This is a genomic window from Bacillus sp. NP157, assembly GCA_018889975.1.
Taxonomy (GTDB): domain Bacteria; phylum Pseudomonadota; class Gammaproteobacteria; order Xanthomonadales; family Rhodanobacteraceae; genus Luteibacter.
Map to the genome: position 1 here is coordinate 2,683,824 of CP076546.1, position 23,368 is coordinate 2,707,191.

Here is a 23,368-nt window from a genome sequence, read left to right on the forward strand (position 1 = left end):
GCAATCGTAAATGGTGCCCGCAATCCTCAATGATGCCCGCGGTAATTCTTCTCACCGGCGGTCACCCGCACATCCAGCCGGTTCTCCGGCGGCGCCAGCGGGCACGTGGCGTAAGGCGTGAATGCACACGGCGGGTTGCGTGCCTGGTTGAAATCCAGCACCAGCTTGCCGTCCTTCGCCAGCGGCGTGTCGAGGAAACGCGCGGCGCCGTACGTTTCCTTGCCACTGGTGCGATCGGCGAACACGAAGAACAGTGAGTTCGGTTCTTCCTGGATCGGGTACAGCTCGAAGGTCTGCCCATCGCGGGTGAACACCGCCTTGCCCGGCACCTTCTCCTTGTCGATCGTGCCGAGCACCGAGCCGATCTCCAGCTCGTGCGGCGGGTCGAACGGCACCCAGTCGGCGACGACGCGCCACGAGGCATCGACCGGGAAGTAATCCAGGCCGAGGAAGTGCGTGCGCGTTTCCGCGTTTTCGTCCTTCACGCGGATCGCCTTGCGACCATCGCGTGCGATGACGAAGAACTGTGCCGAACCGAAGCGCACCTCGGTGGGCTTGCGCCCGGCGCTATCGTCGACCAGCGTGGCGCGTTCCACCTCGCGGCCGTCGACGGTCGCCCCGCTGCCTTTGGCAAGCTCGATCGTGGCCGCGCCGCTCGTGTCCAGCGTGATCGTGCCCAGGTGGGCCGGGCCCGCCTTCAGCACGATGTCGTTATCCGACGCGCTACCCACGCGGTTGGCACCGGGCTGAAGCCATTCCAGGCCGATCAGGCTCAGCCAGCCGTCGGGCGCCGTCAACGTCGCCAGCCGTTCGGCGCGGGCCTTCTCCACCGTCGCGGTGAGATCGTCGGTAGCGAGTGCACTGCCGGAGGCCATGGCGACGGCGGATGCGAGAGCGAACATGCGGATCATCGGGAACCTCGTTGGTCGGCCCGGCTCAGCGGCCGCGCATGAAGAGTTTGTCCAGCTCGAACAGCGAAAGCTGCACCCACGTCGGACGGCCATGGTTGCACTGGCCGCTGCGTTCGGTGGCTTCCATCTCGCGTAGCAGTGCATTCATTTCAGGCAGGCCAAGGCGCCGGCCGGCACGCACGGAGCCGTGGCAGGCCATGGTCGAGAGCAGCTCGTTCTCGAGTTCTTCCAGGCGGCGGGAGCTGCCGTGCTGGGCCAGTTCGCCGAGCACGTCGCGGGTGAGCTGGGCCACGTCCGCGCCTTCGAGCAGGGAGGGGATCCGGCGCACGACGACACCCGAGGGGCCACTACGCGAGAGCTCCAGGCCCCACTCCGCGAGCGCATCGGCGTGCTCTTCCGCGGCGGCGGCTTCTTTCGCGCTGACCGCGATCGACAACGGCACCAGCATCATCTGCGAGCGCAGGTTGGCGGTGACCCGGCCGTTCTTCAACTTCTCGTAGGTAATGCGTTCGTGCGCCGCGTGCATGTCGACGAGCACGAGGCCGTGTTCGTTTTCCGCCAGCACGTAGATGTTCTTCAGCTGGGCGATGGCGTAGCCCAGTGGCGGCACGTCCGTGCCCTGCTCCGGATCCTGCGCCAGCGTCGGCGTCCACGCCGACGAGGGCCGCGCGGCGAAAGGCGTCGGCGTCGCGGACGGCGCACCGAACAAGGTGGCGTAGTCCGACAACGGCGCCTCGCGCACGCCCAGGTCGAGGCGCGACTGGCTGGCCTGCTGCGGCCACGCGGGCATGCCCGCCATCGGTTGCGCGGGGCGGCCGTCGTACGCGGCCGCGGTGCCGACCGGCAGCGCCGTCTCCTGTGCGTTTGCACCGGCGCGGGTCTGCGACAGCGCTTCGTGCAGGGTACGAAAAAGGAAATCGTGGATCAGGCGTTGTTCGCGGAAGCGCACTTCGCTCTTCGCCGGATGGACATTGACGTCCACGCCGACCGGGTCGAGCTCGAGGAACAACACGAAGACCGGATGGCGACCGTGGAACAGCACGTCGGCGTAGGCCTGTCGCACGGCATGCGCGACGATCCGGTCGCGGACGAGGCGCCCGTTGACGTAGAAATACTGTTGGTCGGCCTGGGCACGCGAGGCCGTCGGCAGGCCGACCCAGCCGGACAGGCGCAGGCCCGCGGCGGCATGCTCCACGCGCAAGGCTTGGCCGGGGAATTCCGGGCCCAGCACCTCGGCGACGCGCGCCAGCGCGGCGTGTTCGTCGCGCGCGGGCTTGAGCAGGCGCACCGGCTTGCCGTTATGGGTCAGCCGGATATCCACGCCTTCGCGCGCCAGCGCCAGCGACTTCAGCAGGTCGTCGATATGGGCGAATTCGGTCCGTTCGGCACGGAGGAACTTGCGTCGCGCCGGCACGTTGTAGAACAGGTCGCGCACTTCGATGGTGGTGCCGGGCGGGTGCTGCGCGGGACGCGCATCCTGGTACTTGCCGCCATCCACTTCGATCCGCCACGCGGCATCCTGCCCGGCGTGCCGCGAAGTGAGCGAGAAGCGCGCCACCGACGACACGGAGGCCAGCGCTTCGCCACGGAAGCCCATGCTGGCGACCCGCTCCAGGTCGTCGAAACTGGCGATCTTGCTGGTGGCGTGCGAGGCCACCGCGAGCGGCAGCTCGTCGCGCGGGATGCCGCCACCGTCGTCGCGCACGCGGATCAGCCGCACGCCGCCCTGCTCGATGTCGACCTCGATGCGGCGCGCACCGGCATCGATGCTGTTTTCAACGAGTTCCTTGACCACCGACGCGGGGCGTTCGATGACCTCGCCGGCCGCGATCTGGTTGATCAGCGCCGGCGGAAGGGGGCGGATGGGCATGGCTTGGGCCTGACTTGCACGTTCAGGCTGGAAGGATAGAGCATCGAGCGCGCACTCGCCTGCCCGCGAGCGGGAGGTGGGAGATGGGAAGTGGGGGCGGCACGTCGGTCAGGCGCCCCCACTTCCCTCCTCCCACCTCCGCTCTTGTCTCAGCCGGACGGGATCACCATGACGCTACCCACGCGCACGGTGTTGTCGTTCATCTTGTTGGCCATCTTCAGCGCGCCGACCGAGACGCCGTACTGCTGGGCAATGCCGGTCAGCGTCTCACCGCGATTGACCCGGTGCAGGTCGCGGACGTTGTCATCGGCACGGCCGGTGGATTTCCGGGCCGGCGCATCGGCCTTCGCCAGGCTCTTCGCGGGCTTTGCAGACACCACCGGCGGCGGCGCCTTCGACGAGGCAACGACGGCCTTGCCCACAGGGGCATCGGCCGCGCCGTCGTCGGCGTCGTCGGTCTGCACCGGCGCGGGCGTCGAGGCCACGTAGGTGCCGTTCCGGCGCGAGGCCTGGGCGGCGAACCACGTGCCCGGCGGCGGCATCGATTCGAAATAGTTGCGCACGCCACCCAGCACGGCCGTGGCCAGCTCGCGGCGATGATCTTCGCTGCGCAGCCGGGTCTCTTCGCTGGGATTGGTGATGAACGCGGTCTCGACCAGGATCGACGGCACGTCGGGCGAACGCAGCACGACGAAGTTCGCGCGCTCCACGTAGCCACGGTGGGTCGGGCCGAGGTGGCCCAGCGCCTTCAGCACGTTGCCGGCGATCTGCTCGGACGCCTGCATGGCATAGCCCTGCTGCAGGTCGAGCAGCACGGCGGCCAGCGAATCGTCCTTGTCGTCCAGCGAGACGCCGCCGACCAGGTCGGCGCGGTTTTCGCGGTCTGCCAGCCAGCGCGCCGCTTCCGAGGTCTTGCCGCGGGGCGACAGCACCCACACCGACGAGCCCTTGGCATCGCTGTTCTTGAACGCATCCGCGTGGATCGACACGAACATGTCGGCGTTGTGCTCGCGGGCGATCTGGTAGCGCCGCTTCAGCGGGATGAAATAGTCGCCATTGCGGGTCAGCACGGCCTGCATGCCGGGCTGGCGATTGATCTGGTCGGCAAGCTCGCGCGCCACCATCAGGGTGACGTCTTTCTCGCGCATGCCGGTGGCGCCCTTGGCGCCCGGATCTTCACCACCATGGCCAGCATCGATCGCGACCACCACCTTGCGGCCACCGCCAGCCATCGGCGGGACGCCAGCAGGGATGGTCTTGCCGCGACGGCCCTTGCCCGCCGTCGCCACGGGGGCGTCGGCTGGGGCATCGGCAAGGGCCTTGGCGACCGACGGGGTGTCGTCGTCGCGCGGCACGGGGTTGTCGCCCGGATCGCTCTGGCCACCCGGATAGAGGTCGAGCACCAGCCGGTAGCCGTAATCGCCGGCCGGCTTGAGCAGGAAGCTCTTCGGCTTGGCTTTCGGGTCGACCGTCGCGATCATCCGCGCGGAGGAACCCTGCTTGCCGGTGGTCATGGACTTGAACAGCCCCTGCCCGCCCGGCGCCGAAAAATCGGCCGTGACGGTGCTTCCGGCGATGTCCAGCACCACGCTGCCCGGGGTATCGCCCTGGGACATCTTGTAGGTGGCGGGGCCGGAGAGATCGAAGACCACGCGGGTGTATTCCGGGCCAGCCCAGGCACGCGCAGCCTTCACGTCAGCCGCGTGCGCCGCGGCAGGCGCCAGCGTCGCGACGGCGGTCACGCACGCAAGCAGGCCAAGTTTGTTAGTGATTCCCCTCATATGGCCCGGATTGGACTCCATGCGCCCGCGGATTGCAAGATCTTTTCCCTTGTTAATCCATGACCTGCGAACACTTCGTCAACGGGCGTACAGGAATGTTGCGTAGACGGCCGCTCAGGCCAGCGCGGCGACGATGCGGCGGCCGGTGTCCGTATGTGCTTCGAAGCGCACGACACGGCCATCACCCTCGTGGCGGAAGCTCAGTTCGAGGTCCACGGGCGGCAGTGCGCCGGTGCCACGTTCGGGCCATTCAACGAGTACGATGGCGCCCGGCTCGGCGAGGCTGTCCAGCCCCAGCCACTCCAGCTCGCCCGGGTCGGCGATGCGGTAAAGATCAAGATGGAACGCGCGCCGGTCACCGAATTCGTAGCCTTCGACGAGGCTGTACGTAGGGCTCTTCACCCGCTCACCGACGCCCAGCGCCTGCAGGAAGGCGCGCGCGAACGTGGTCTTCCCCGCGCCGAGGTCACCGTGCAGGAAGGCCACCAGGCCGTCGGGCAGCACATCGGCCATGCGCCGCCCGAGGGCGATCGTGGCCGCTTCGTCGCCAAGCATCAGCTCCATCATGCCTCCAGGCCATTGACGAGCCGCCGCAGCGGCTCCAGCAGATCCCCGGCCAACAGGCCGCGTTCGCCGTTCCTTGCCGCGGCATCCGCCGCCCGCGCATGCAGGGCCACGCCGAGGCACGCTGCCTCGAACGGAGCGCAGCCCTGGCCGAGCAAGCCGGCGATGATCCCCGTGAGGGTATCGCCCATCCCGCCGCTGGCCATGCCGGGGTTGCCCCACGGGCAAACCGCGACGTCGCCCTCGGGCGACGCGACCAGGCTACCGTTGCCCTTGAGCACGACTACGGCTTCGAAGCGGCGTGCCAGCGTGCGCACGGCATGGAAGCGGTCGGCCTGGACCTCGGCCGTGGACATGCCGAGCAGGCGGCCGGCCTCGCCCGGATGCGGCGTGAGGACGATCCGGGCCGGTAGCACGCGATGCTCGGCGTGCAGCAGGTTGAGCCCGTCCGCGTCGAGGACGGTCGGCAGGTCGGCGTCGAGCGCCGTGGTCCACAATGCATGGCCCCAGGCGGACTGGCCCAGGCCGGGGCCGAGGGCCAGCACGGAGGCCTTCTCCAGCATCGGCTGCAGGGCCTGCGGACCATTCACGCCGTGCGCCATGAGCTCGGGCCGCGCCGCATTGATCGCCAGCACGTTCTCCTCGCGGGTGGCCACGCTGACCAGGCCGGCCCCCGTGCGCAGCGCCGCTTCGGCCGCCATGCGCACCGCGCCGCCCGTGCCGTGGTCACCGCCGATGGCGAGGATGTGCCCATTGCTGCCCTTGTGCGAATCGCGCGGCCGGCGCGGCAGGCCGTGCGGCGTCATCAGGGTGGCGTCGGGCTTGTCCAGGATCGACGCGGGCAGGCCCAGCGCATGCAGCACGACTTCGCCGGCCAGTTCCGCGCGATGCGTGTGCAGGCCACGCTTGTGCACGATGAAGGTGGCCGTGGCTGTCGCCCGCACCGCCACGCCGGCACATCCGCCGGTGTCGGCGGACAGGCCCGAGGGGATATCCAGTGCGAGCACCGGCACGCCGGCCGCGTTGATCGCCTCGATGGCCTCCTTCGCCGCGCCTTCGGGGGCGCGATTCAGTCCGGTGCCATAGAGCGCATCCACGATGACGTCGGGGCACGCCAGGGCGTCCACGTCGGACGGATCGGTGAGCGCACCGCCCTCGTCGAGGTAAACCTGCCGCGCGTGGGCGGCATCGCTTCCCTCGCGCGGTTCGCCCAGGGCGACCAGGTCCACGTGCCACCCGGCCGCCAGCGCGTCGCGGCCGACCAGGTAACCGTCGCCGCCATTGTTCCCGCTGCCACAGACGATCTGCAGGCGACGGGCTTCGGGCCATCGTCGGCGCAGTTGCGCGAAGGCGGCTGCCGCGGCGCGGCCCATCAGTTCGAACCCGGGGATGCCGAGTTCGTCGATGGCCCGCTGGTCGATCGCGCGCGACTGCGCGGACGTGAAGAGGGCCGTATCCAGGCGTGGGGCGTTCATCCTGAGGATTATAGGCGGGGCAAGTAGAATGGACGCATGCCCGTCTCCACCGACATCGACTACGCCTCGCTCACCCAGGACATCAAGCGCTGGGCGCGTGAGCTTGGCTTCGCGGACGCAGGCATCGCCGGCACCGACCTGGGCAACGACGAGGCCTACCTGGAGCGCTGGCTGGCCGATGGCCACCACGGCGAGATGGACTACATGGCGCGCCACGGCACCCGGCGCAGCCGCCCGGCCGAGCTGGAGCCCGGCACGCTGCGAGTCATCTCGGTGCGCATGGACTACATTCCGCCCGGCACGCCCAACGCGTGGGACGTCATCCACGACCCCGACAAGGCGTACATCGCCCGCTACGCGCTCGGTCGCGATTACCACAAGGTGATGCGCAACCGGCTGCAGAAGCTGGCGGCGCGGATCACCGAACGGGTGGGCGATTTCGCCTACCGCGCCTACGTGGATTCGGCGCCGGTGCTGGAGAAAGCGCTGGCGCGGAACGCGGGCCTTGGCTGGATCGGCAAGCACACCGTGCTGATCAACAAGCGCGCCGGCTCGTACTTCTTCCTCGGCGAGCTGTACACCGACCTGCCGCTACCACTCGACGAGCCGGCCTCGGCGCATTGCGGCAGCTGCCGTCGTTGCATCGACATCTGCCCGACCCAGGCCATCGTCGCGCCGTATCGCCTCGACGCGCGGAAGTGCATCTCCTACCTCACCATCGAACTGAAGGGCAGCATCCCGGAGGAGCTGCGCGCACCGATGGGCAACCGCGTGTTCGGCTGCGACGACTGCCAGCTGATCTGCCCGTGGAACAAGTTCGCGCAGGATGCGACCGAACCCGACTTCGCGCCGCGGCATAGCCTCGACGGGCCGAAGCTGGTCGAGCTGTTCGCGTGGAGCGAAGCGGAATTCCTCTCGCGCACCGAGGGAATGGCGATCCGGCGCACGGGCTACGAGGGGTGGCTACGCAACCTTGCCGTCGGCCTCGGCAACGCGCCGACCAGCGACGAGGTCGTTGCCGCCCTGCAGGCGCGTGTCGCCGATGCATCCGCCGTCGTCCGCGAACACGTGGGCTGGGCACTGGCGCGCCACGGGCACTGACCGGCGCGGGTCAGGGTCCGTGCATCGGCGGGTGCTGCGACTGGGCCTGTTGCGCCTGTGCCGCCTGCTGCGCCTGGCTTGCCTGCTGCGCCTGTGCCGCCTGCTGCACGTGCGCGCCCAGCCCAGCCACGGCCTGCCATGCATCGCTGCTCTGGCCGACCGGCGTGTTCACCGCATCCTGGGTAGATACGGCGGCCATTGCCTTGTGCGGCGAGTCGAGGCTGCCCTGTACCGCGTAGGCGCGCGACGCGTCGGCACTCAACACCACGTGGTCGATGCCGCGCATGTCCTGTTCGCGCGCCGCCACCGTGAGCGCACCCGCCAGGTTTTCGCTGCGCTGGTCCGGGATCCGTCCGTGCTGGGCATCCAGCCGATGCACGGCGCCGCGGGCCTGCTGGAACAGCGCGTGGTCCGGATGGGTTTCATCGTCGAGGCGCACGGATCCGTTGCCGGGCACCACCGGCTGGTAAACGTGCGACGTCGCCGTGTGGCGGAAATTGCGCGCCGTCGGTGGCTGCGTGCTGGTGTCCTGGTACGGCATCGGGCGGTGGTCGGCGCCGAGGTCGATGCCGTTCTGGGCCATGATGTCCGGGCGGACGTGCAAGGCCTGCAGGTTCACCGCCATGTTGGCGTGGCCATGCCCGTAATGCCGCTCGAACTGCACCGCGGTACCTGTCGCCCACGCACCGTAGTAGTTGGCGTAGGACGAATTGCCGTTGTGGCCGAGCGTGGAGGACCGGTCGAAATAATTGCGCCCCATGCCTTCGATGTTGCCTGCCGTCGCCGGCATCGACATGTCCGCATTCACCGTGAGGTTCGAGCGCATCGCGTAGTGCACCGGCGACTGCGTGCGGTCGACGTGGATGAAGTCGCGCATGCGACCGGGGTTCGTCTTGTAGATGTCTTCGAGGGTTGGCGCCGGCGCGTGCTGGCGTTGCGCCTCGCTGCGCGCGGCGCTGACCACGGCATTCCAGCCTGAGATCTCGGCGCCTGCTTCGTCGCGACGACTGGCCGCGATGACCTCGCCGATCGGCCGGGTGTAGTCGTGCTTCGGGGCATTGGACTGGGCGACCGCTTGCAGGTCGCGGGCGAACGTCGCGTGCGCCTGGGCCATGCCCGCGGCGTTGAAGCCATGCTGGAGCTCATGGCCGAGCACGAAGGTGGCCTCGGAGGCGTCGTAACGGCCACCGGCGGGCGTCGACAGGCTCGTCAGCGGCAGGCGCATTTCGTGCGCCGACGCATTGTATTCGCCGCCGGCGTGGGGATTCTGCAGTGGCACGATGCGCTGGAGATGCCCGGCCGCGACGGCCCGGTTCACCTCGTCGACGAGCGCGGGCGAGGCATTGATGGTGTCGGTGAGGTTGCGAAGCTGGTCGGGCGTGACGCCGGGCTGTTGCCCAAACGCCTGCACCACCGCATTGGCACGCGCGTCGAGTGGCATGTCGGCACCCTCAGCGGACGAGGACCATGCTCACGCAGGTGCGCGTGGCATCGCCTTCACGGGAACCTGCATCCACCAGCGGATACACCTCGACGTGCTGGCCAGCCCGGTCGAACGCGTCGTAGGTCCAGCGCCCGTGTTCACCATGGGTGCGCTGGCGCTTGAAGCCCATCCGCTCCAGTTCCTGGGTGAAGTGGCTGAAGTCGGGCGTGCAGATCGGCTCGGGCGACGGCGTGTCGTCCTCGGCGACGGGTTCGAAGATGAGGTCGACGCGCGGCCCCACGGAAGCCACCGCCTGGCGCTGCACGCTGAAGGCCCAGCCCCCGGCGAGCGCCTGCGCGTAACCGAAGTCGTCCGGTCCGTGGCGTTTCACCGGGAAGCCGAGCCGTTCGGCCATCGCTTCGGGCGTGAGCGCGCCCACCGCCGGCGTTTTCCGGATCAGTTCGAGCATGCCTTGCAGGGCCTGGGTCGCGGTGACATGCGCGGCGTGTTCGCTCATGCGCGGCTTCTCCTTCGCTTCGGTGGCGGAAACCACGCCCACCGATGCGGCGAGCAACGTGGCGAGGGCCACCCGGGCGGGGTGGCGGTACAGCACGTGGTGGCGCGGGCTTGGCGCTGGCATCGCGACTCCTTGCGTAGCCGCTCGAACGCGGCCGGCCTGAGATTAGCAAATGCCCGTCGGCATTTCCGGCACGGGTTCACGCGGGCGACGGGAACGGGGACGCGGTCCGATGGTGCGGCGCGATGCCATACCACCATGGTCGCATGGGCCGCTGTTCGCAGCGGGCGGGATAATGGGCATTCCCCTCCCCTGCTTCCCCCGCCGCATGTCTTCCGATCGCATCCGTTCCACCCTCCTGCGTGACCGCGTGGTCAGCGCAGAGGCCGCTGCCGCCCTGATCCAGCCGGGCGAAACCGTCGCCATGAGCGGCTTCACCGGCTCCGGCTATCCCAAGGCCGTCCCGCTCGCCCTCGCCCGGCGCATCGAAGATGCCCATGTGGCCGGCGAGGCCTTCCGCATCCGCCTGATGACCGGTGCCTCCACGGCGCCGGAACTCGATGGCGCGCTGGCCAAGGCCGACGGCATCGCGCTGCGCATGCCCTTCCAGACCGACCCCGACGCCCGCCAGCGGATCAATGCCGGCACGCTGGATTACATCGACATCCACCTCAGCCACGTCGCCCAGCATGTGTGGTTCGGCTTCTACGGCGAGATCGACACCGCCGTGGTCGAAGTGGCCGGCATCCGCGAAGACGGTTCGCTGGTTCCGTCGACGTCGATCGGCAACAACAAGACCTGGCTCGACCTCGCGAAGAAGGTGATCATCGAGGTCAACGACTGGCAGCCGGACGGCATCGACGGCATGCACGATGTTTACTACGGCACCGCGCTGCCGCCGCAGCGCAAGCCGATCCCGCTGGTGCATGCCGACGACCGCATCGGCGAAACGTCGCTGCGTTGCGACCCGGACAAGGTGGTGGCCGTCGTCCGCACGCACGGCCCGGATCGCAACAGCCCGTTCTCCCCCGCCGACGACACCAGCAAGCGGATCGCCGCGCATCTCATCGAGTTCCTGCAGCACGAGGTCAGGAAGGGACGCCTGCCGGCGAACCTGCTACCGCTGCAGTCCGGCGTCGGCAACATCCCGAACGCCGTCCTCGCCGGCCTTTCCGAGAGCGGTTTCCGCGACCTTTCCGCATTCACCGAAGTGATCCAGGATGGCATGCTCGACATGCTCCGCGATGGCGTGCTCAAGGTCGCATCGTGCACGGGGTTCGCGCTCAGCCCGGCCGCCAACGAAGAGTTCAAGCGCAACATCGCCTTCTACCGCGAACGGATCATCATGCGCACGCAGGAGATCTCGAACCATCCCGAACTCGTGCGCCGGCTCGGCTGCATCGCGATGAACGGCATGATCGAGGCCGACCTCTACGGCAACGTCAATTCGACCCACGTGATGGGCAGCCGGATCATGAACGGCATCGGCGGTTCGGGCGACTTCGCGCGCAACAGCTTCCTGTCGATCTTCCTGAGCCCGAGCACGGCGAAGAACGGCAGCATCTCGGCGCTGGTCCCCATGGTCAGCCACGTCGACCACACCGAACACGACGTGTCGATCATCGTGACGGAACACGGGCTCGCCGACCTGCGCGGACTGCCGCCGCGGCATCGCGCGCGGCAGATCCTCGATCATTGCGTGGATCCGTCGTATCGCGCGCAGCTCGAGGATTACTTCGAGCGGGCGTCGCGCGCGAGCTTCGGCAAGCACACGCCGCATCTGCTGCCGGAAGCGCTGTCCTGGCACCAGCGCTGGCTGGATACGGGGACTATGTTGGCGTAACCGTCAGGACATGCCGCCGGACTTTCGGACGATGAGCATGGCCAGCTCGAGCGACTGCTCGTAGTTGAGGCGGGGATCGACCATCGACTTGTAGGCGCGGTCGAGGTCGGTCTCGACCAGGCCACGCGCACCACCCAGGCACTCGGTGACGTTCTCGCCGGTGAGTTCCAGGTGCACGCCACCCAGGCGCGTGCCCGCGGCCGAGTGGATATCGAAGGCCTGGTCAAGCTCGCCGGCGATGTTCGAGAAGCGACGGGTCTTGTAGCCGTTGCTGGTGCTCTCCGTGTTGCCGTGCATCGGATCGGCCACCCAGAGCACGCGGCGGCCCTCGCGCTTCACGGCCTCCAGCAGCGGCTGCAGCTGGGTGCCGATCTTGTCGTTGCCCATGCGATGGATCAGGGTCAGGCGACCCGGCTCCTCGTTCGGGTTGAGCACATCGATGAGGCGCAGCAGGTCGTCCGGCTGCACGGTCGGGCCGACCTTCACGGCGATCGGGTTACGGATGCCGCGGAAGTATTCGGTGTGCGCGCCATCCAGCGCCGCCGTGCGCATGCCGATCCACGGGAAATGCGTGGACAGGTTGAACCAGCCGTCCTGACGGGGCACCTGGCGGGTTAGCGCCTCCTCGTAGTGGAGCAGGAGCGCCTCGTGCGAGGTGTAGAAATCCACGCGCGAGTAGCTGGAGATCGACTGGCCCGCGAGCGTCTCCATGAAGCGCAGCGAGTCACCGATGCTGGCGACCATGCGCTTGTATTCCGCCGCGAGCGGCGAATGCTCGACCCACGCGAGGTCCCAGTATTCGGGGTGATGCAGGTCGGCGAAACCGCCGTCGATCAGGGCGCGGACGAAGTTCATCGTCATCGCGGAGCGGGCATGCGCCTTGATCAGTCGCTGCGGATCCGCACGACGCGCAGCCGGGGTGAAGTCCGGGCTGTTGACCAGGTCGCCGCGGAACGCGGGCAGCGTGACGCCGTCGCGCGTTTCGGTGTCGGCCGAGCGCGGCTTCGCGTACTGGCCGGCGAACCGACCCACGCGCAGTACCGGCTTCTTCAGGCCGTGGACGAGCACGAGGCTCATCTGCAGCAGGACCTTCAGGCGGTTGGAGATGATCGGGCTATTGCAGTCGGCGAAGCTCTCGGCGCAGTCGCCGCCCTGCAGGAGGAAACGCTCGCCTTCCTGGGCTTCGGCAATGCGCTGCTTGAGCGTGAGGATCTCCCACGACGTCACCAGCGGCGGCAAGGCGCCGAGCTGGGCGAGCGCGTGCTCGAGCTCTTCGAGGTTCTCGTAGGTCGGCTGTTGCAGCGCGGTCCGCGAGCGCCATGCGCCCGGGGTCCAGTCGAGGGACGCGGGAGGGACGGCTTTGAGGGAATGCGGCATGACAGCGTGGCCTACGTGGTGGCGCCCTGGACGGCGCGGGAAGTCGGGGAACGGGTGGTGCTGCGCAGGGCCAGCCAGGCCCAGGCAATGAGGACGACGAACCAGAAGAGGGTCCATGCCGGCATGGGCAGGCCGAGGATCGGGTCCAGCTTGGCGCACTCACCGGAGCCGGTGAAGGCAAGCTTGAGCATCTTCATAAACGGGAACGCATCGAACAGGTAACCGAGGCCAGGCCCGCACGCCGGCACCTGGTCGGGCGGCAGCGTCTGCAACCAGAGATGGCGGCCCGCCGTGGCGATGCCCCAGGCGCCGCCCAGGGTGATCAGGAAGGCGTAGACCGTGCGCGCCGCGCCCTTCAGCGGGCTGTGCAGCGCGCCGACGACGAAGAACAGGCCCATGACGCAGACCGCGATGCGCTGGAAGATGCACAGCGGGCACGGGTCGAGATGCATCTGGTATTGCGCGTAGAGCGCGAAGCCCATGAGGCCGACGCAGACGAGGAAACCAGCGAGATAGCGCGAACGGTACGACCAGCGAAAAGGGTTCATGCGGGGATGGTGCGATGCGGGGACACCCACGTTAACCCGATGTGCATGCCTTTGTCAGTAGGCGCGTGAAGTTTCGTTTGTAACTGTGTCAAGGACTTAGCGGGGGGCGGGAAAGACGTGGGGGCTGGCGCTGAGAGCGTCGCGCGCGGGCGCGCTCCTACAGGGGAGTAGCGCAGGCTGGGTGGCTGGGGTGGGGCATAAAAAAAGCCCCGGCAGGTTTCCCTGGCGGGGCTTCGGGTGTTGCCTGGCGAGGACGCTTACTCGGCGTCGGCCGCTTCGGTCGCTGCCGGACGATCGACCAGCTCGACGTACGCCATCGGGGCGCTATCGCCCGGGCGGAAGCCGCACTTGAGGATACGCAGGTAGCCGCCCGGGCGCTGCAGGTAGCGCGGGCCGAGCTCGATGAACAGCTTGCCGACGGCCTGCTTGTCGCGCAGGCGCGCGAAAGCGAGACGACGGTTGGCGACGCCATCGGTCTTGGCGAGCGTGATGAGCGGCTCGGCAATGCGACGGAGTTCCTTCGCCTTCGGAAGGGTGGTGCGGATAAGCTCGTGCTTGATCAGCGACGCGGCCATGTTCTTGAACATGGCTTCGCGGTGGCTGCTCGTGCGGTTGAGCTTGCGACCGGATTTCTGGTGGCGCATGGCGTTTACTCTCTAAGGTCTGTTGTTATGAAAGGCCGGTCAGGATGAGCCGACTTTCCGCGGTTGCCCGCTATTCGAGGCTGTCAGAACGCCCCGTTATAAGAGCACGGCCTCTGTGGACCGCTTTGGTGGGCCGGGGGAAGTGCACGAGGCATCCGCCGGTTGGTGCAAAAGGAACCGGGGCGATCGAATCCGATCGCCCCGTGGAACATCAGCCGAGCTGCATGCCGTGGGACAAACCCGGCGGCGGCCAGTTCTCGAGCTTCATGCCGAGTGCGAGACCACGCCCGCCCAGGACATCCTTGATTTCCGTCAGCGACTTCTTGCCGAGGTTCGGGGTCTTGAGCAGTTCGACTTCGGTCTTCTGGACCAGATCGCCGATGTAGTAAATGCTCTCGGCCTTGAGGCAGTTCGCCGAACGAACCGTCAGTTCGAGATCGTCGATCGGGCGGAGCAGCAGCGGATCGAAACCGCCCTTCTCTGCCTTGGTCGAATCGCTCTCGCGGCGCGAGAAATCGCCGAAAACCGACAGCTGGTCGTTGATGATTTCAGCCGCCTTGCGGACAGCGTCTTCAGCGCCGATCGTGCCGTTCGTCTCGATGTCGAGCACGAGCTTGTCGAGGTTGGTGCGCTGCTCGACACGAGCTGCGTCCACTTCGTAAGCCACGCGCAACACCGGCGCGAACGACGCGTCGAGCTGCAGACGGCCGATCGGCCGCGTTTCGTCATCCGGATGCTGGCGCGCGCTGGCGGGCTGGTAGCCGACGCCCTTGCGAACCTTCAAACGCATGTTCAGGGCCACATCCTTGGTGAGGTGGCAGATCACATGGTCCGGGTTGACGATCTCAACGGTATGGTCAACGGCAATGTCGCCCGCCGTGACCACGCCCTTACCCTTTTTCGACAGCGTCAGGGTGACTTCGTCACCACTGTGCTGGCGGATCGCAACGTCCTTGAGGTTCAGGAGAACTTCAATGACGTCTTCCTGGAGGCCTTCCAGGGTCGTGTACTCGTGCAGCACGCCGTCGATTTCGACTTCGACGATGGCGCTGCCCGGAATCGAAGAGAGCAGCACGCGGCGCAGCGCGTTGCCCAGGGTGTGGCCAAAGCCACGCTCGAGCGGCTCGACCACCACCTTGGCGCGATTCGCACCAAGCTGCTCGACGCTGAGGCCGCGGGGCCGCAGCACACTAGTTGACGATACTGCCATGCAAGGCTCCGGTGGATTACTTCGAGTAAAGCTCGACGATCAGGGCTTCGTTGATATCGGCCGGCAGATCGCCACGATCCGGAACGGCCTTGAACGTGCCTGCGAACTTCTTGCTGTCGACCTCGACCCACGTCGGACGAAGGTCCATCGTGTCAAAGACCGTCGCCGCTTCCTGGACGCGCAGCTGGGTGCGAGCCTTTTCAGTCAGCGAAACTTCATCGCCCGGACGGACGTGGTAGGAAGGCACGTTGACCTTCTTGCCATTGACCGTCACGGCCTTGTGGGCCACGAGCTGACGTGCCTGGGCGCGGGTAACCGCGAAGCCCATGCGGAAGACGACGTTGTCGAGACGGCTTTCCAGGAGGCGAAGCAGGTTTTCACCCGTGTTGCCCTTCTGGGTCGAAGCCTTGGTGTAGTAGTTGCTGAACTGACGCTCAAGCACACCGTAGATGCGCTTGACCTTCTGCTTCTCACGCAGCTGCACTGCGTAGTCGGACAGGCGGGCGCGCTTGTTGGCGCCATGCTGACCGGGCTTGTTTTCGAGCTTGCACTTGGAATCAAGCGCGCGGGCCGGGCTCTTCAGACCGAGGTCGGCACCTTCACGACGCGCAAGTTTGCAGGTAGCTCCACGATAACGGGCCATGGGTATGCTCCTTAGACGCGACGCTTCTTGGGGGACGGCAGCCGTTATGCGGAATCGGCGTGACGTCAATAATGTTGAGCACCTTGTAGCCCAACGCGTTGAGAGAACGCACGGCCGACTCACGGCCCGGGCCAGGGCCCTTGATGCGAACTTCCACGGTCTTCACACCGTAGTCGCCTGCGGCGCGGCCAGCCTTTTCGGCGGCAACCTGCGCAGCAAACGGGGTCGACTTACGCGAGCCGCGGAAACCCGCGCCGCCCGCCGTCGCCCACGACAGGGCGTTGCCCTGGCGATCGGTGATCGTGACGATGGTGTTGTTGAACGAAGCCTGCACGTGGGCGACGGCATCCGTCACAACACGCTTGATCTTCTTCTTGGTCTTAACCGGCTTAGCCATAATCGGTATCCGTTACTTCTTGATCGGACGACGCGGACCCTTACGGGTACGGGCGTTGGTACGCGTGCGCTGGCCGCGCACCGGCAGGCCGCGACGGTGGCGGAGGCCACGATAGCAACCAAGGTCCATGAGACGCTTGACCGCCATGCCGATCTCGCGGCGGAGATCGCCCTCGACGGTGTACTTGGCGATTTCAGCGCGGATCTTCTCGACCTCGCCTTCGCTCAACGACTTGATCTGGGTGGTCGGGACCACGCCAGAATCAGCACAGACCTTCTTCGCCCGCGAACGGCCGATTCCGTAAATGCTCTGCAGGCCAACCCAGACATGCTTCTGGACCGGCAAATTGACACCCGCGATGCGCGCCATGATGTACTGTCTCCAATGTGCTTCGAGCGCGGTAAACGCGCAATTCTAACCTTAATTAACCTAAACGGGAAGTCCTGCGGCACCTGGGCGCCACGGCCTCCCCTACTCGGGGACTTCCATCCAATCTCAGCCGCGGCGGAGATTGGACTTCTTAAGCAGACTCTCGTACTGGTGGCTGACAAGATGGGCCTGGACCTGGGCCGTAAAGTCCATCACCACCACCACCACGATCAGCAGCGAAGTGCCGCCGAAGTAAAACGGGACTTGCCAGGCGTTCTGGAGGAACGTGGGCACCAGGCAGACCAGGACGATGTAGAGCGCGCCGACACCGGTAAGACGGGTCATGACGCCATCGATATAGTCCGCCGTGGCCCGGCCCGGACGAATGCCCGGAATCAGGGCGCCCGAACGCTTGAGGTTATCGGCCGTTTCCTGCGAGTTGAACACGATCGCCGTATAGAAGAAGGCGAAACCAATCACCAGCACCGCAAACACGATGTCGTGGATCGGCTCACCCGGGCTCAGCGCCGTGGTCACCGCCTGCAGCCAACGCGACTGGTGGGCAGAGCCGAACCAGGTTGCCGCGGTAGCCGGGAACAGCAGCAGGCTGGTCGCGAAGATCGGCGGAATGACGCCCGCCATGTTGATCTTCAGCGGCAGGTGCGAGGTCTGGCGCTGGAACTGGCGCTGGTTGCCCTGCTTCGCGTAGTTCACGGTAATGCGCCGCTGGGCGCGCTCCATGAACACGACGAACGCCGTGACACCCAGGACCACCGCCGTCACCATCAACAGCTTCAGGACCGACAGCTCGCCGTTGTTCGCCATGGACAGCGTGTGCGCGATGGCACCCGGCAAGCCCGCGACGATACCGGCGAAGATCAGCATCGAAATACCGTTGCCGATGCCGCGCTCCGTGATCTGCTCGCCCAGCCACATCAGGAACATCGTGCCGGCGGTGAGGCCGACGACCGACGCCATGACGAAACCCGCGCCCGGCATGTACACCACCGGGGCGCCGCCTGCCGCGACCTGCTTCTGCAGGGCGACCGCGATGCCGAAGGCCTGGAAGGCCGCGAGGCCGACCGTGCCGAAGCGCGTGTACATGGTCATCTTGCGACGACCCGACTCGCCTTCCTTGCGCAGTGCCATCAGCGACGGAATGACCGAGCCCATCATCTGGACCACGATCGACGCCGAAATGTAAGGCACCACGCCAAGCGCGAACACCGAGAAGCGGGAGAGCGAACCACCCGAGAACATGTTGACCATGTTCAACAGGCCGCCGCCACCTTCGACCAGGCTCGTCATCGCCTCGGGATTCACGCCCGGAACGGGGATGAACGAACCGAGGCGGAAGACGATCAGCGCACCAATCAGGAAAAAGATGCGCTGACGCAGTTCCGTCAGTTTGCCCAGCGAGCCGAGCGAATTGCCCTGCGCTCCAGCCACTGGATTACTCCACGCTGCCGCCGGCGGCTTCGATGGCAGCCTTGGCACCGGCCGTCACGAGCACACCCTGCAGCTTGACGGCGCGGTTGATTTCGCCCTTCAGCACGATCTTGATCTTCTTGGCGCGGCTGGTCACGAGGCCAGCGGCGTGCAGTGCGATCGGATCGATGGTGTCGGCCTCGAGGGCCGCGATCTGGTAAAGCATGACCTGCTCGGTGTCGGCCTTCTTCAGCGAGCGGAAGCCCACCTTCGGGAGACGACGCTGCAGCGGCATCTGGCCGCCTTCGAAGCCGACGCGGTGCGTGTTACCTGCACGGGCGTGCTGACCCTTATGGCCACGGCCGGCGGTCTTGCCGAGGCCGGAGCCGATACCGCGGGCAACGCGGGTGCGGGTCTTGCGAGCGCCCTTGCCGGGCTTGATGTCGTTAAGACGCATGATTGCTTACTCCTCGACCCGAACCAGGTAGTAAACCGTGTTGATAAGACCACGGACCTGCGGGGAATCCTTCAGTTCACGCACATCGTTGATGCGGCTCAGGCCCAGGGCCTTGACGCTCAGACGGTGGCGACCCTGCACGCCGCGCAGGCCCTTGACCAGGCGCACGCGTACCGTGCCGGCGGTTTCGTTGTTCTTAGCCATTGCCCAGAACCTCTTCGATCGTCTTGCCACGCTTGGCGGCGATACGCTTCGGCGAGGCGACGGCCTGCAGACCCTTGATCGTCGCGCGGACGAGGTTGATCGGGTTGCGCGAACCGACGGCCTTCGCAAGCACGTCCTTCACACCGACCACTTCGAGGACAGCGCGCATGGCGCCGCCGGCGATCACGCCGGTACCCTGCGAGGCAGGCTGCATGTACACGCGGGCTGCGCCGTGGTTGGCCTTGATGGCGTACCAGAGCGTGCCGTTGTTGAGTTCGATGGACACCATGTTGCGGCGGGCGCGTTCCATGGCCTTGGAAATGGCGACCGGCACTTCACGCGCCTTGCCATAACCAAAACCGACGCGGCCTTCGCCGTCGCCAACAACCGTCAACGCGGTGAAGCTCATCTGGCGGCCACCCTTGACGGTCTTGGCCACGCGGTTGACGGCGATAAGCTTTTCAAGCATGCCGTCCGAATTTTCGCGATCTGTCGAGGACATCTCTTTTCCTGATAGCCCGGAATGATAGTTAGCCGGGACTTCTGTTTACGGCTTGGTCGCCGCTTGGTGTTGTAGGTACATCGGGCGACACCGGCCCCTAGGGGCCGATGCCGTGGCCTGACGCCTCTTAGAACTTGAGGCCGGCCTCACGAGCCGCATCGGCGAGAGCCTTGATGCGACCGTGGTAACGGAAACCCGAGCGGTCGAACGCGACGGCTTCGATACCGGCGGCCTTGGCGCGCTCGGCAACGATGCGACCCACCGTGGTGGCGGCTTCGACGTTCTTCTTGCTCTTGAGGTTCTCGGCGACCGACTTCTGCACGGTCGAGGCGGCTGCCACGACGGTGCCATTGGCCGCAAAGACCTGGGCGTAGATGTGCTGGCCAGTGCGGTGCACGCTCAAGCGGGCGACGGCGAGCTCACGGATGTGGGCACGGGTCGACTTGGCGCGGCGCAGGCGGGATTCGTTCTTGTTCATCGTCTTGTCTCCAGGAAGCGGATAGGCCGATTAGGCCTTCTTGGCTTCCTTCAGGATGATCTTCTCGCCCGCGTAACGGACGCCCTTGCCCTTGTAGGGCTCCGGCGAACGGAATGCACGGATCTTTGCTGCCACCTGGCCGACGAGCTGCTTGTCGGCGCCCTTGACCAGGACTTCCGTCTGGGTCGGGGTTTCGATGGTGATGCCTTCCGGCGCTTCGAAAACAACCGGGTGCGAGAAACCGAGCGACAGGTTGATCGACTTGCCCTGCATCTGCGCGCGGTAACCCACGCCGACCAGTTCGAGCTTCTTTTCGAAGCCGCTGGCAACGCCGGTGACCATGTTCGCGACGATCGCGCGGGCGGTGCCGCCGAACTTGTCGTCAGCGCCATCCGCCAGGACGACGGTGGCCACGCCATTTTCCTGCGCGAACGAAACGCCCGGCAGTTCGTGGGTGGTCAGGGTGCCCTTCGGGCCCTTGACGGAGACAGTGCCGTTGGCGACGGAGATTTCGACGCCCTTCGGGAGGGAGATGGGCTTCTTGGCTACACGTGACATGTCGGGACTCCTTACGCCACCTGGCCGATGACTTCGCCACCGAGACCCTTGGCACGGGCCTGCGCGTCGGTCAGGAGACCGGCGGAGGTGGAGATGATCGAAATACCCAGGCCACCGAGGACCTTCGGCAGCTCGTCCTTGCCGCGGTAGACGCGGAGACCCGAACGGCTGACACGGGAAATGGATTCGATGGCCGGACGGCCTTCGAAGTACTTCAGCTTGATTTCGAGGACCGGCTTGCCACCTTCTTCGGCGACGCGGGCATCGAGGACATAGCCTTCTTTCTGCAGCAGCTGGGCGAGGGCCAGCTTCATCTTCGACGACGGCATACGAACAACCGACTTGCCAGTGGCCTGGCTATTGCGGATGCGCGTAAACAGATCGGCGATGGGATCAGTCATGCTCATAGAAAAAACCCTTGAGAGTGCACCGATATCCGAATTACCGGAGATCTTTAAATTGTAAAGCCGACAAGACGTCGGTCTGCATTGCGCAGACCAACGACTATATCAGGCTGTCGCGGGTTGGGCAACTTCTGCCCAGCCCGTATGCCCTGCCCCACCCTTTCGGGGTAGGACCAGGCCCGCCCCGAAGGGCGGAAGCCGGTCTTACCAGCTAGCCTTGCGCAGGCCCGGAACGTCGCCACGCATGGTGGCTTCGCGCAGCTTGTTACGGCCGAGGCCGAACTTGCTGTAGACGCCACGCGGGCGGCCGGTCAGTGCGCAGCGGTTGCGCTGGCGGGACGGCGAAGCGTCACGCGGCAGCTTCTGCAGCTTGGTCTGGGCTTCCATCTTCTCGTCATACGAGGCGGTGGCGCTCAGGACAATCGCCTTCAGTTCGGCGCGCTTGGCGGCGTACTTCTTGACGAGCTTGGAGCGCTTGACGTCGCGCTCAATCATCGAGGTCTTGGCCATGATCTACCTGGTAATCAGTTACGGAACGGGAAGCTGAAGGCTTCCAGCAGTGCCTTCGCTTCTTCGTCGGACTTCGCAGTGGTGGTGATGGAGATATCCATACCGCGCAGTGCGTCGACCTGGTCGAAGTCGATTTCCGGGAAGATGATCTGTTCCTTGATGCCGAAGTTGTAGTTACCACGGCCATCGAATGCACGGCCCGAGACACCACGGAAGTCGCGCGTACGCGGCAGCGAGATGTTGATCAGGCGGTCCAGGAACTCCCACATCTGGGCACGGCGCAAGGTGACCTTGCAACCGATCGGCCAGCCGTCGCGGATCTTGAACGATGCGACGGAGACGCGAGCCTTCGTGGTGATCGGCTTCTGGCCAGCGATCTTGGTCATGTCGGCCACGGCGTTCTCGAGGATCTTCTTGTTACCGGCGGCTTCGCCGACGCCCATGTTGAGCGTGATCTTCGTGATGCGCGGGACTTCCATGACGTTCTGGTAACCGAAGCGCTCAGTGAGCTTCTGCATTACCGACTCTTTGTAAAACGTTTCAAGGCGGGTCATGACTTCGGTTCCTTACGCGTCGACCACTTCGCCCGAACGGAACACGCGCACCTTGCGCCCGTCCTCGAGCGTCTTGGTGCCAGCGCGCTCGCCCTTGTTCGTGGCGGAGTTGAAGAGCTGGACATTGGAGGTGTGGATCGAGGCCTCACGCTCGACGATCCCGCCCGGCTGGTTGGCCTGGGGGTTCGGCTTGGTGTGACGCTTGATGATGTTGACGTTCGAGACGACCACGCGGTCGCCATCGACGCGCAGGACATCGCCGCGCTGGCCCTTGTTCTTGCCGGTGATCACGACGACGTGATCACCCTTCCGAATACGGTTCATGGTCTGGTCTCCGCTCAGAGCACTTCAGGCGCGAGCGAGACGATCTTCATGAACTTCTCGTTGCGCAGCTCGCGGGTGACCGGCCCGAAGATACGGGTACCGATCGGCTCGAGCTTGTTGTTGAGGATGACGGCCGCGTTACCGTCGAAACGGATCACCGAGCCATCCGGGCGGCGCACACCCTTGGCGGTACGAACCACCACGGCGTTGTACACCTCACCCTTCTTGACCTTGCCGCGGGGAATGGCGTCCTTGATCGTCACCTTGATCACATCACCGACGCTGGCGTAACGGCGCTTCGAGCCGCCCAGCACCTTGATGCACATCATTTCCTTCGCACCGCTGTTATCAGCCGCGGAAAGCATGCTCTGTACCTGAATCATGGCAGCTCTCCCTTAGCCTTCGGCGCGCGTGACGATGGCGACCACGCGATGATGCTTGGTCTTCGACAGCGGACGGCACTCCGCGATACGCACCAGGTCGCCCTCGTTCGCACCGGTCTCGTCATGTGCGTGGAGCTTCGTGGAGCGACGGATGATCTTGCCGAGCAGCGGATGCTGCACCTGGCGTTCGATCAGCACCGTCACGGTGTTGGCCATCTTGTTGCTAATGACGCGGCCTTCGAGGGTACGCGCCGTTTTCTGGTTATCGCTCATATCAGCCGTCCCTTACTTCTTCGCGCCGAGCACGAACTTCGTGCGGGCGATGTCGCGCCGAACGCGGCGCAGCTGGTGCGGCTGGGTAAGCTGACCGGAGCCCTTCTGCATGCGCAGGTTGAACTGCTCCTTGCGAAGGTCCAGCAGATGCTGATTCAGCTCTTCCGCCGACTTGTCTTTGATTTCTTTGATGGCCATTACATCACCGCCCTGGACACGAACTGGGTCTGGACCGAGAGCTTGGCAGCGGCAAGGCGCATGGCCTCGCGTGCGGTCGCTTCGTCGACGCCTTCGATTTCATAAAGCATGCGGCCCGGCTGGATCAGGGCAACCCAGAACTCGACGCCACCCTTACCTGCACCCATTCGAACTTCGATGGGCTTGCGGGTGATCGGCTTGTCCGGGAACACGCGGATCCACAACTTGCCGCCACGCTTGACGTAGCGCGTGATGCAACGACGGGCCGCTTCGATCTGGCGCGCGGTCAGCTGACCGTGCGTCGTCGCCTTGAGGCCGTACTCGCCAAAGCTCACGAGATTGGAATTGAATGCCAGGCCGTCGTTACGGCCCTTATGCATCTTGCGGTACTTGGTACGCTTCGGTTGCAACATGGCAACGCT

29 protein-coding genes and 1 pseudogene are annotated in these 23,368 nt (G+C 65.9%); 2 read left to right on the forward strand and 28 right to left on the reverse strand.

Annotation, left to right across the window (positions count from 1 at the left end; genetic code table 11):
- Positions 1–26 precede the first annotated feature (26 nt).
- From KPL74_12340 to KPL74_12360, 5 genes are all read right to left on the reverse strand, one after another.
- Positions 27–911 (reverse strand): DUF1684 domain-containing protein, encoded by an 885-nt coding sequence (locus KPL74_12340; GenBank protein QWT18533.1) that lies wholly within the window; start codon positions 909–911, stop codon positions 27–29.
- Positions 912–936: 25 nt separating this feature from the next.
- Positions 937–2,781 carry a DNA mismatch repair endonuclease MutL gene (gene mutL, locus KPL74_12345; protein ID QWT18534.1) on the reverse strand — a complete coding sequence of 615 codons (1,845 nt, stop codon included), beginning with the start codon at positions 2,779–2,781 and terminating at the stop codon, positions 937–939.
- A 149-nt stretch (positions 2,782–2,930) separates the two neighbouring features.
- The gene (locus KPL74_12350; protein QWT18535.1) at positions 2,931–4,523 is read right to left on the reverse strand and encodes an N-acetylmuramoyl-L-alanine amidase; all 1,593 of its coding nucleotides are present in this window, start codon (positions 4,521–4,523) and stop codon (positions 2,931–2,933) included.
- Positions 4,524–4,676: 153 nt separating this feature from the next.
- Complete coding sequence (gene tsaE, locus KPL74_12355; GenBank protein ID QWT18536.1) at positions 4,677–5,129, reverse strand: tRNA (adenosine(37)-N6)-threonylcarbamoyltransferase complex ATPase subunit type 1 TsaE; 453 nt, start codon at positions 5,127–5,129, stop codon at positions 4,677–4,679.
- On the reverse strand, positions 5,126–6,601 hold the full coding sequence (locus KPL74_12360; GenBank protein ID QWT18537.1) for an NAD(P)H-hydrate dehydratase: 1,476 nt from the start codon (positions 6,599–6,601) through the stop codon (positions 5,126–5,128). Before KPL74_12360 ends, tsaE begins: the two co-directional genes overlap by 4 nt.
- 36 nt (positions 6,602–6,637) lie before the next feature.
- Between KPL74_12360 and queG the strand changes: the two genes are divergently transcribed.
- Positions 6,638–7,702, forward strand: a complete 1,065-nt coding sequence (queG, locus tag KPL74_12365; GenBank protein ID QWT18538.1) for a tRNA epoxyqueuosine(34) reductase QueG — start codon at positions 6,638–6,640, stop codon at positions 7,700–7,702.
- A gap of 10 nt (positions 7,703–7,712) precedes the next feature.
- On the opposite strand, the gene KPL74_12370 is transcribed toward queG, so the two are convergent.
- A complete protein-coding gene (locus tag KPL74_12370; protein ID QWT18539.1) occupies positions 7,713–9,143 on the reverse strand; it encodes a hypothetical protein in 1,431 nt (476 codons plus the stop codon).
- 10 nt (positions 9,144–9,153) lie between these two features.
- A complete protein-coding gene (locus KPL74_12375) occupies positions 9,154–9,765 on the reverse strand; it encodes a hypothetical protein (protein ID QWT18540.1) in 612 nt (203 codons plus the stop codon).
- A 205-nt stretch (positions 9,766–9,970) separates the two neighbouring features.
- Here KPL74_12375 and KPL74_12380 point away from each other — a divergent pair, with 205 nt between their 5' ends.
- A complete protein-coding gene (locus tag KPL74_12380; GenBank protein QWT18541.1) occupies positions 9,971–11,485 on the forward strand; it encodes an acetyl-CoA hydrolase/transferase family protein in 1,515 nt (504 codons plus the stop codon).
- A 3-nt stretch (positions 11,486–11,488) separates the two neighbouring features.
- Here the strand turns inward: KPL74_12380 and KPL74_12385 are convergent, their stop codons facing one another.
- The 21 genes and pseudogenes from KPL74_12385 to rplP form a co-directional block, all read right to left on the reverse strand.
- Entirely contained in the window at positions 11,489–12,862 is a 1,374-nt protein-coding gene (locus KPL74_12385) for a 3-deoxy-7-phosphoheptulonate synthase class II (protein ID QWT18542.1), read from the reverse strand.
- An 11-nt stretch (positions 12,863–12,873) separates the two neighbouring features.
- Positions 12,874–13,410, reverse strand: a complete 537-nt coding sequence (locus KPL74_12390) for a disulfide bond formation protein B (protein QWT18543.1) — start codon at positions 13,408–13,410, stop codon at positions 12,874–12,876.
- A gap of 257 nt (positions 13,411–13,667) precedes the next feature.
- Positions 13,668–14,054 carry a 50S ribosomal protein L17 gene (rplQ, locus tag KPL74_12395; GenBank protein QWT18544.1) on the reverse strand — a complete coding sequence of 129 codons (387 nt, stop codon included), beginning with the start codon at positions 14,052–14,054 and terminating at the stop codon, positions 13,668–13,670.
- Between the two features lie 211 nt (positions 14,055–14,265).
- A complete protein-coding gene (gene rpoA, locus KPL74_12400; GenBank protein ID QWT18545.1) occupies positions 14,266–15,264 on the reverse strand; it encodes a DNA-directed RNA polymerase subunit alpha in 999 nt (332 codons plus the stop codon).
- A 16-nt stretch (positions 15,265–15,280) separates the two neighbouring features.
- Entirely contained in the window at positions 15,281–15,907 is a 627-nt protein-coding gene (rpsD, locus tag KPL74_12405) for a 30S ribosomal protein S4 (protein ID QWT18546.1), read from the reverse strand.
- Positions 15,908–15,932: 25 nt separating this feature from the next.
- Positions 15,933–16,304: pseudogene (gene rpsK, locus KPL74_12410) on the reverse strand (30S ribosomal protein S11).
- Positions 16,305–16,316: 12 nt separating this feature from the next.
- Positions 16,317–16,673, reverse strand: a complete 357-nt coding sequence (rpsM, locus tag KPL74_12415) for a 30S ribosomal protein S13 (GenBank protein ID QWT18547.1) — start codon at positions 16,671–16,673, stop codon at positions 16,317–16,319.
- 126 nt (positions 16,674–16,799) lie between these two features.
- Positions 16,800–18,122 (reverse strand): preprotein translocase subunit SecY, encoded by a 1,323-nt coding sequence (gene secY / locus KPL74_12420; GenBank protein QWT18548.1) that lies wholly within the window; start codon positions 18,120–18,122, stop codon positions 16,800–16,802.
- A gap of 4 nt (positions 18,123–18,126) precedes the next feature.
- Positions 18,127–18,558: a 50S ribosomal protein L15 gene (gene rplO, locus KPL74_12425; protein QWT18549.1), complete on the reverse strand. Its 432-nt coding sequence runs from the start codon at positions 18,556–18,558 to the stop codon at positions 18,127–18,129.
- A 6-nt stretch (positions 18,559–18,564) separates the two neighbouring features.
- Complete coding sequence (rpmD, locus tag KPL74_12430; GenBank protein ID QWT18550.1) at positions 18,565–18,762, reverse strand: 50S ribosomal protein L30; 198 nt, start codon at positions 18,760–18,762, stop codon at positions 18,565–18,567.
- Complete coding sequence (gene rpsE, locus KPL74_12435; GenBank protein ID QWT18551.1) at positions 18,755–19,264, reverse strand: 30S ribosomal protein S5; 510 nt, start codon at positions 19,262–19,264, stop codon at positions 18,755–18,757. The genes rpmD and rpsE overlap by 8 nt, the downstream gene beginning before the upstream one ends.
- A 127-nt stretch (positions 19,265–19,391) precedes the next feature.
- Complete coding sequence (gene rplR / locus KPL74_12440; protein QWT18552.1) at positions 19,392–19,742, reverse strand: 50S ribosomal protein L18; 351 nt, start codon at positions 19,740–19,742, stop codon at positions 19,392–19,394.
- 30 nt (positions 19,743–19,772) lie between these two features.
- Positions 19,773–20,300 (reverse strand): 50S ribosomal protein L6, encoded by a 528-nt coding sequence (rplF, locus tag KPL74_12445; GenBank protein QWT18553.1) that lies wholly within the window; start codon positions 20,298–20,300, stop codon positions 19,773–19,775.
- Between the two features lie 11 nt (positions 20,301–20,311).
- Positions 20,312–20,707 carry a 30S ribosomal protein S8 gene (rpsH, locus tag KPL74_12450; protein QWT18554.1) on the reverse strand — a complete coding sequence of 132 codons (396 nt, stop codon included), beginning with the start codon at positions 20,705–20,707 and terminating at the stop codon, positions 20,312–20,314.
- A gap of 201 nt (positions 20,708–20,908) precedes the next feature.
- Complete coding sequence (gene rpsN, locus KPL74_12455) at positions 20,909–21,214, reverse strand: 30S ribosomal protein S14 (protein ID QWT18555.1); 306 nt, start codon at positions 21,212–21,214, stop codon at positions 20,909–20,911.
- 14 nt (positions 21,215–21,228) lie between these two features.
- Positions 21,229–21,768: a 50S ribosomal protein L5 gene (gene rplE, locus KPL74_12460; GenBank protein QWT18556.1), complete on the reverse strand. Its 540-nt coding sequence runs from the start codon at positions 21,766–21,768 to the stop codon at positions 21,229–21,231.
- 12 nt (positions 21,769–21,780) lie between these two features.
- Entirely contained in the window at positions 21,781–22,092 is a 312-nt protein-coding gene (rplX, locus tag KPL74_12465; GenBank protein ID QWT18557.1) for a 50S ribosomal protein L24, read from the reverse strand.
- Positions 22,093–22,106: 14 nt separating this feature from the next.
- On the reverse strand, positions 22,107–22,475 hold the full coding sequence (gene rplN / locus KPL74_12470; protein QWT18558.1) for a 50S ribosomal protein L14: 369 nt from the start codon (positions 22,473–22,475) through the stop codon (positions 22,107–22,109).
- A gap of 12 nt (positions 22,476–22,487) precedes the next feature.
- On the reverse strand, positions 22,488–22,748 hold the full coding sequence (gene rpsQ, locus KPL74_12475) for a 30S ribosomal protein S17 (GenBank protein ID QWT18559.1): 261 nt from the start codon (positions 22,746–22,748) through the stop codon (positions 22,488–22,490).
- 12 nt (positions 22,749–22,760) lie between these two features.
- Positions 22,761–22,946 carry a 50S ribosomal protein L29 gene (gene rpmC / locus KPL74_12480; GenBank protein ID QWT18560.1) on the reverse strand — a complete coding sequence of 62 codons (186 nt, stop codon included), beginning with the start codon at positions 22,944–22,946 and terminating at the stop codon, positions 22,761–22,763.
- Positions 22,946–23,359: a 50S ribosomal protein L16 gene (gene rplP, locus KPL74_12485; GenBank protein QWT18561.1), complete on the reverse strand. Its 414-nt coding sequence runs from the start codon at positions 23,357–23,359 to the stop codon at positions 22,946–22,948. Before rplP ends, rpmC begins: the two co-directional genes overlap by 1 nt.
- Between the last annotated feature and the right edge of the window lie 9 nt (positions 23,360–23,368).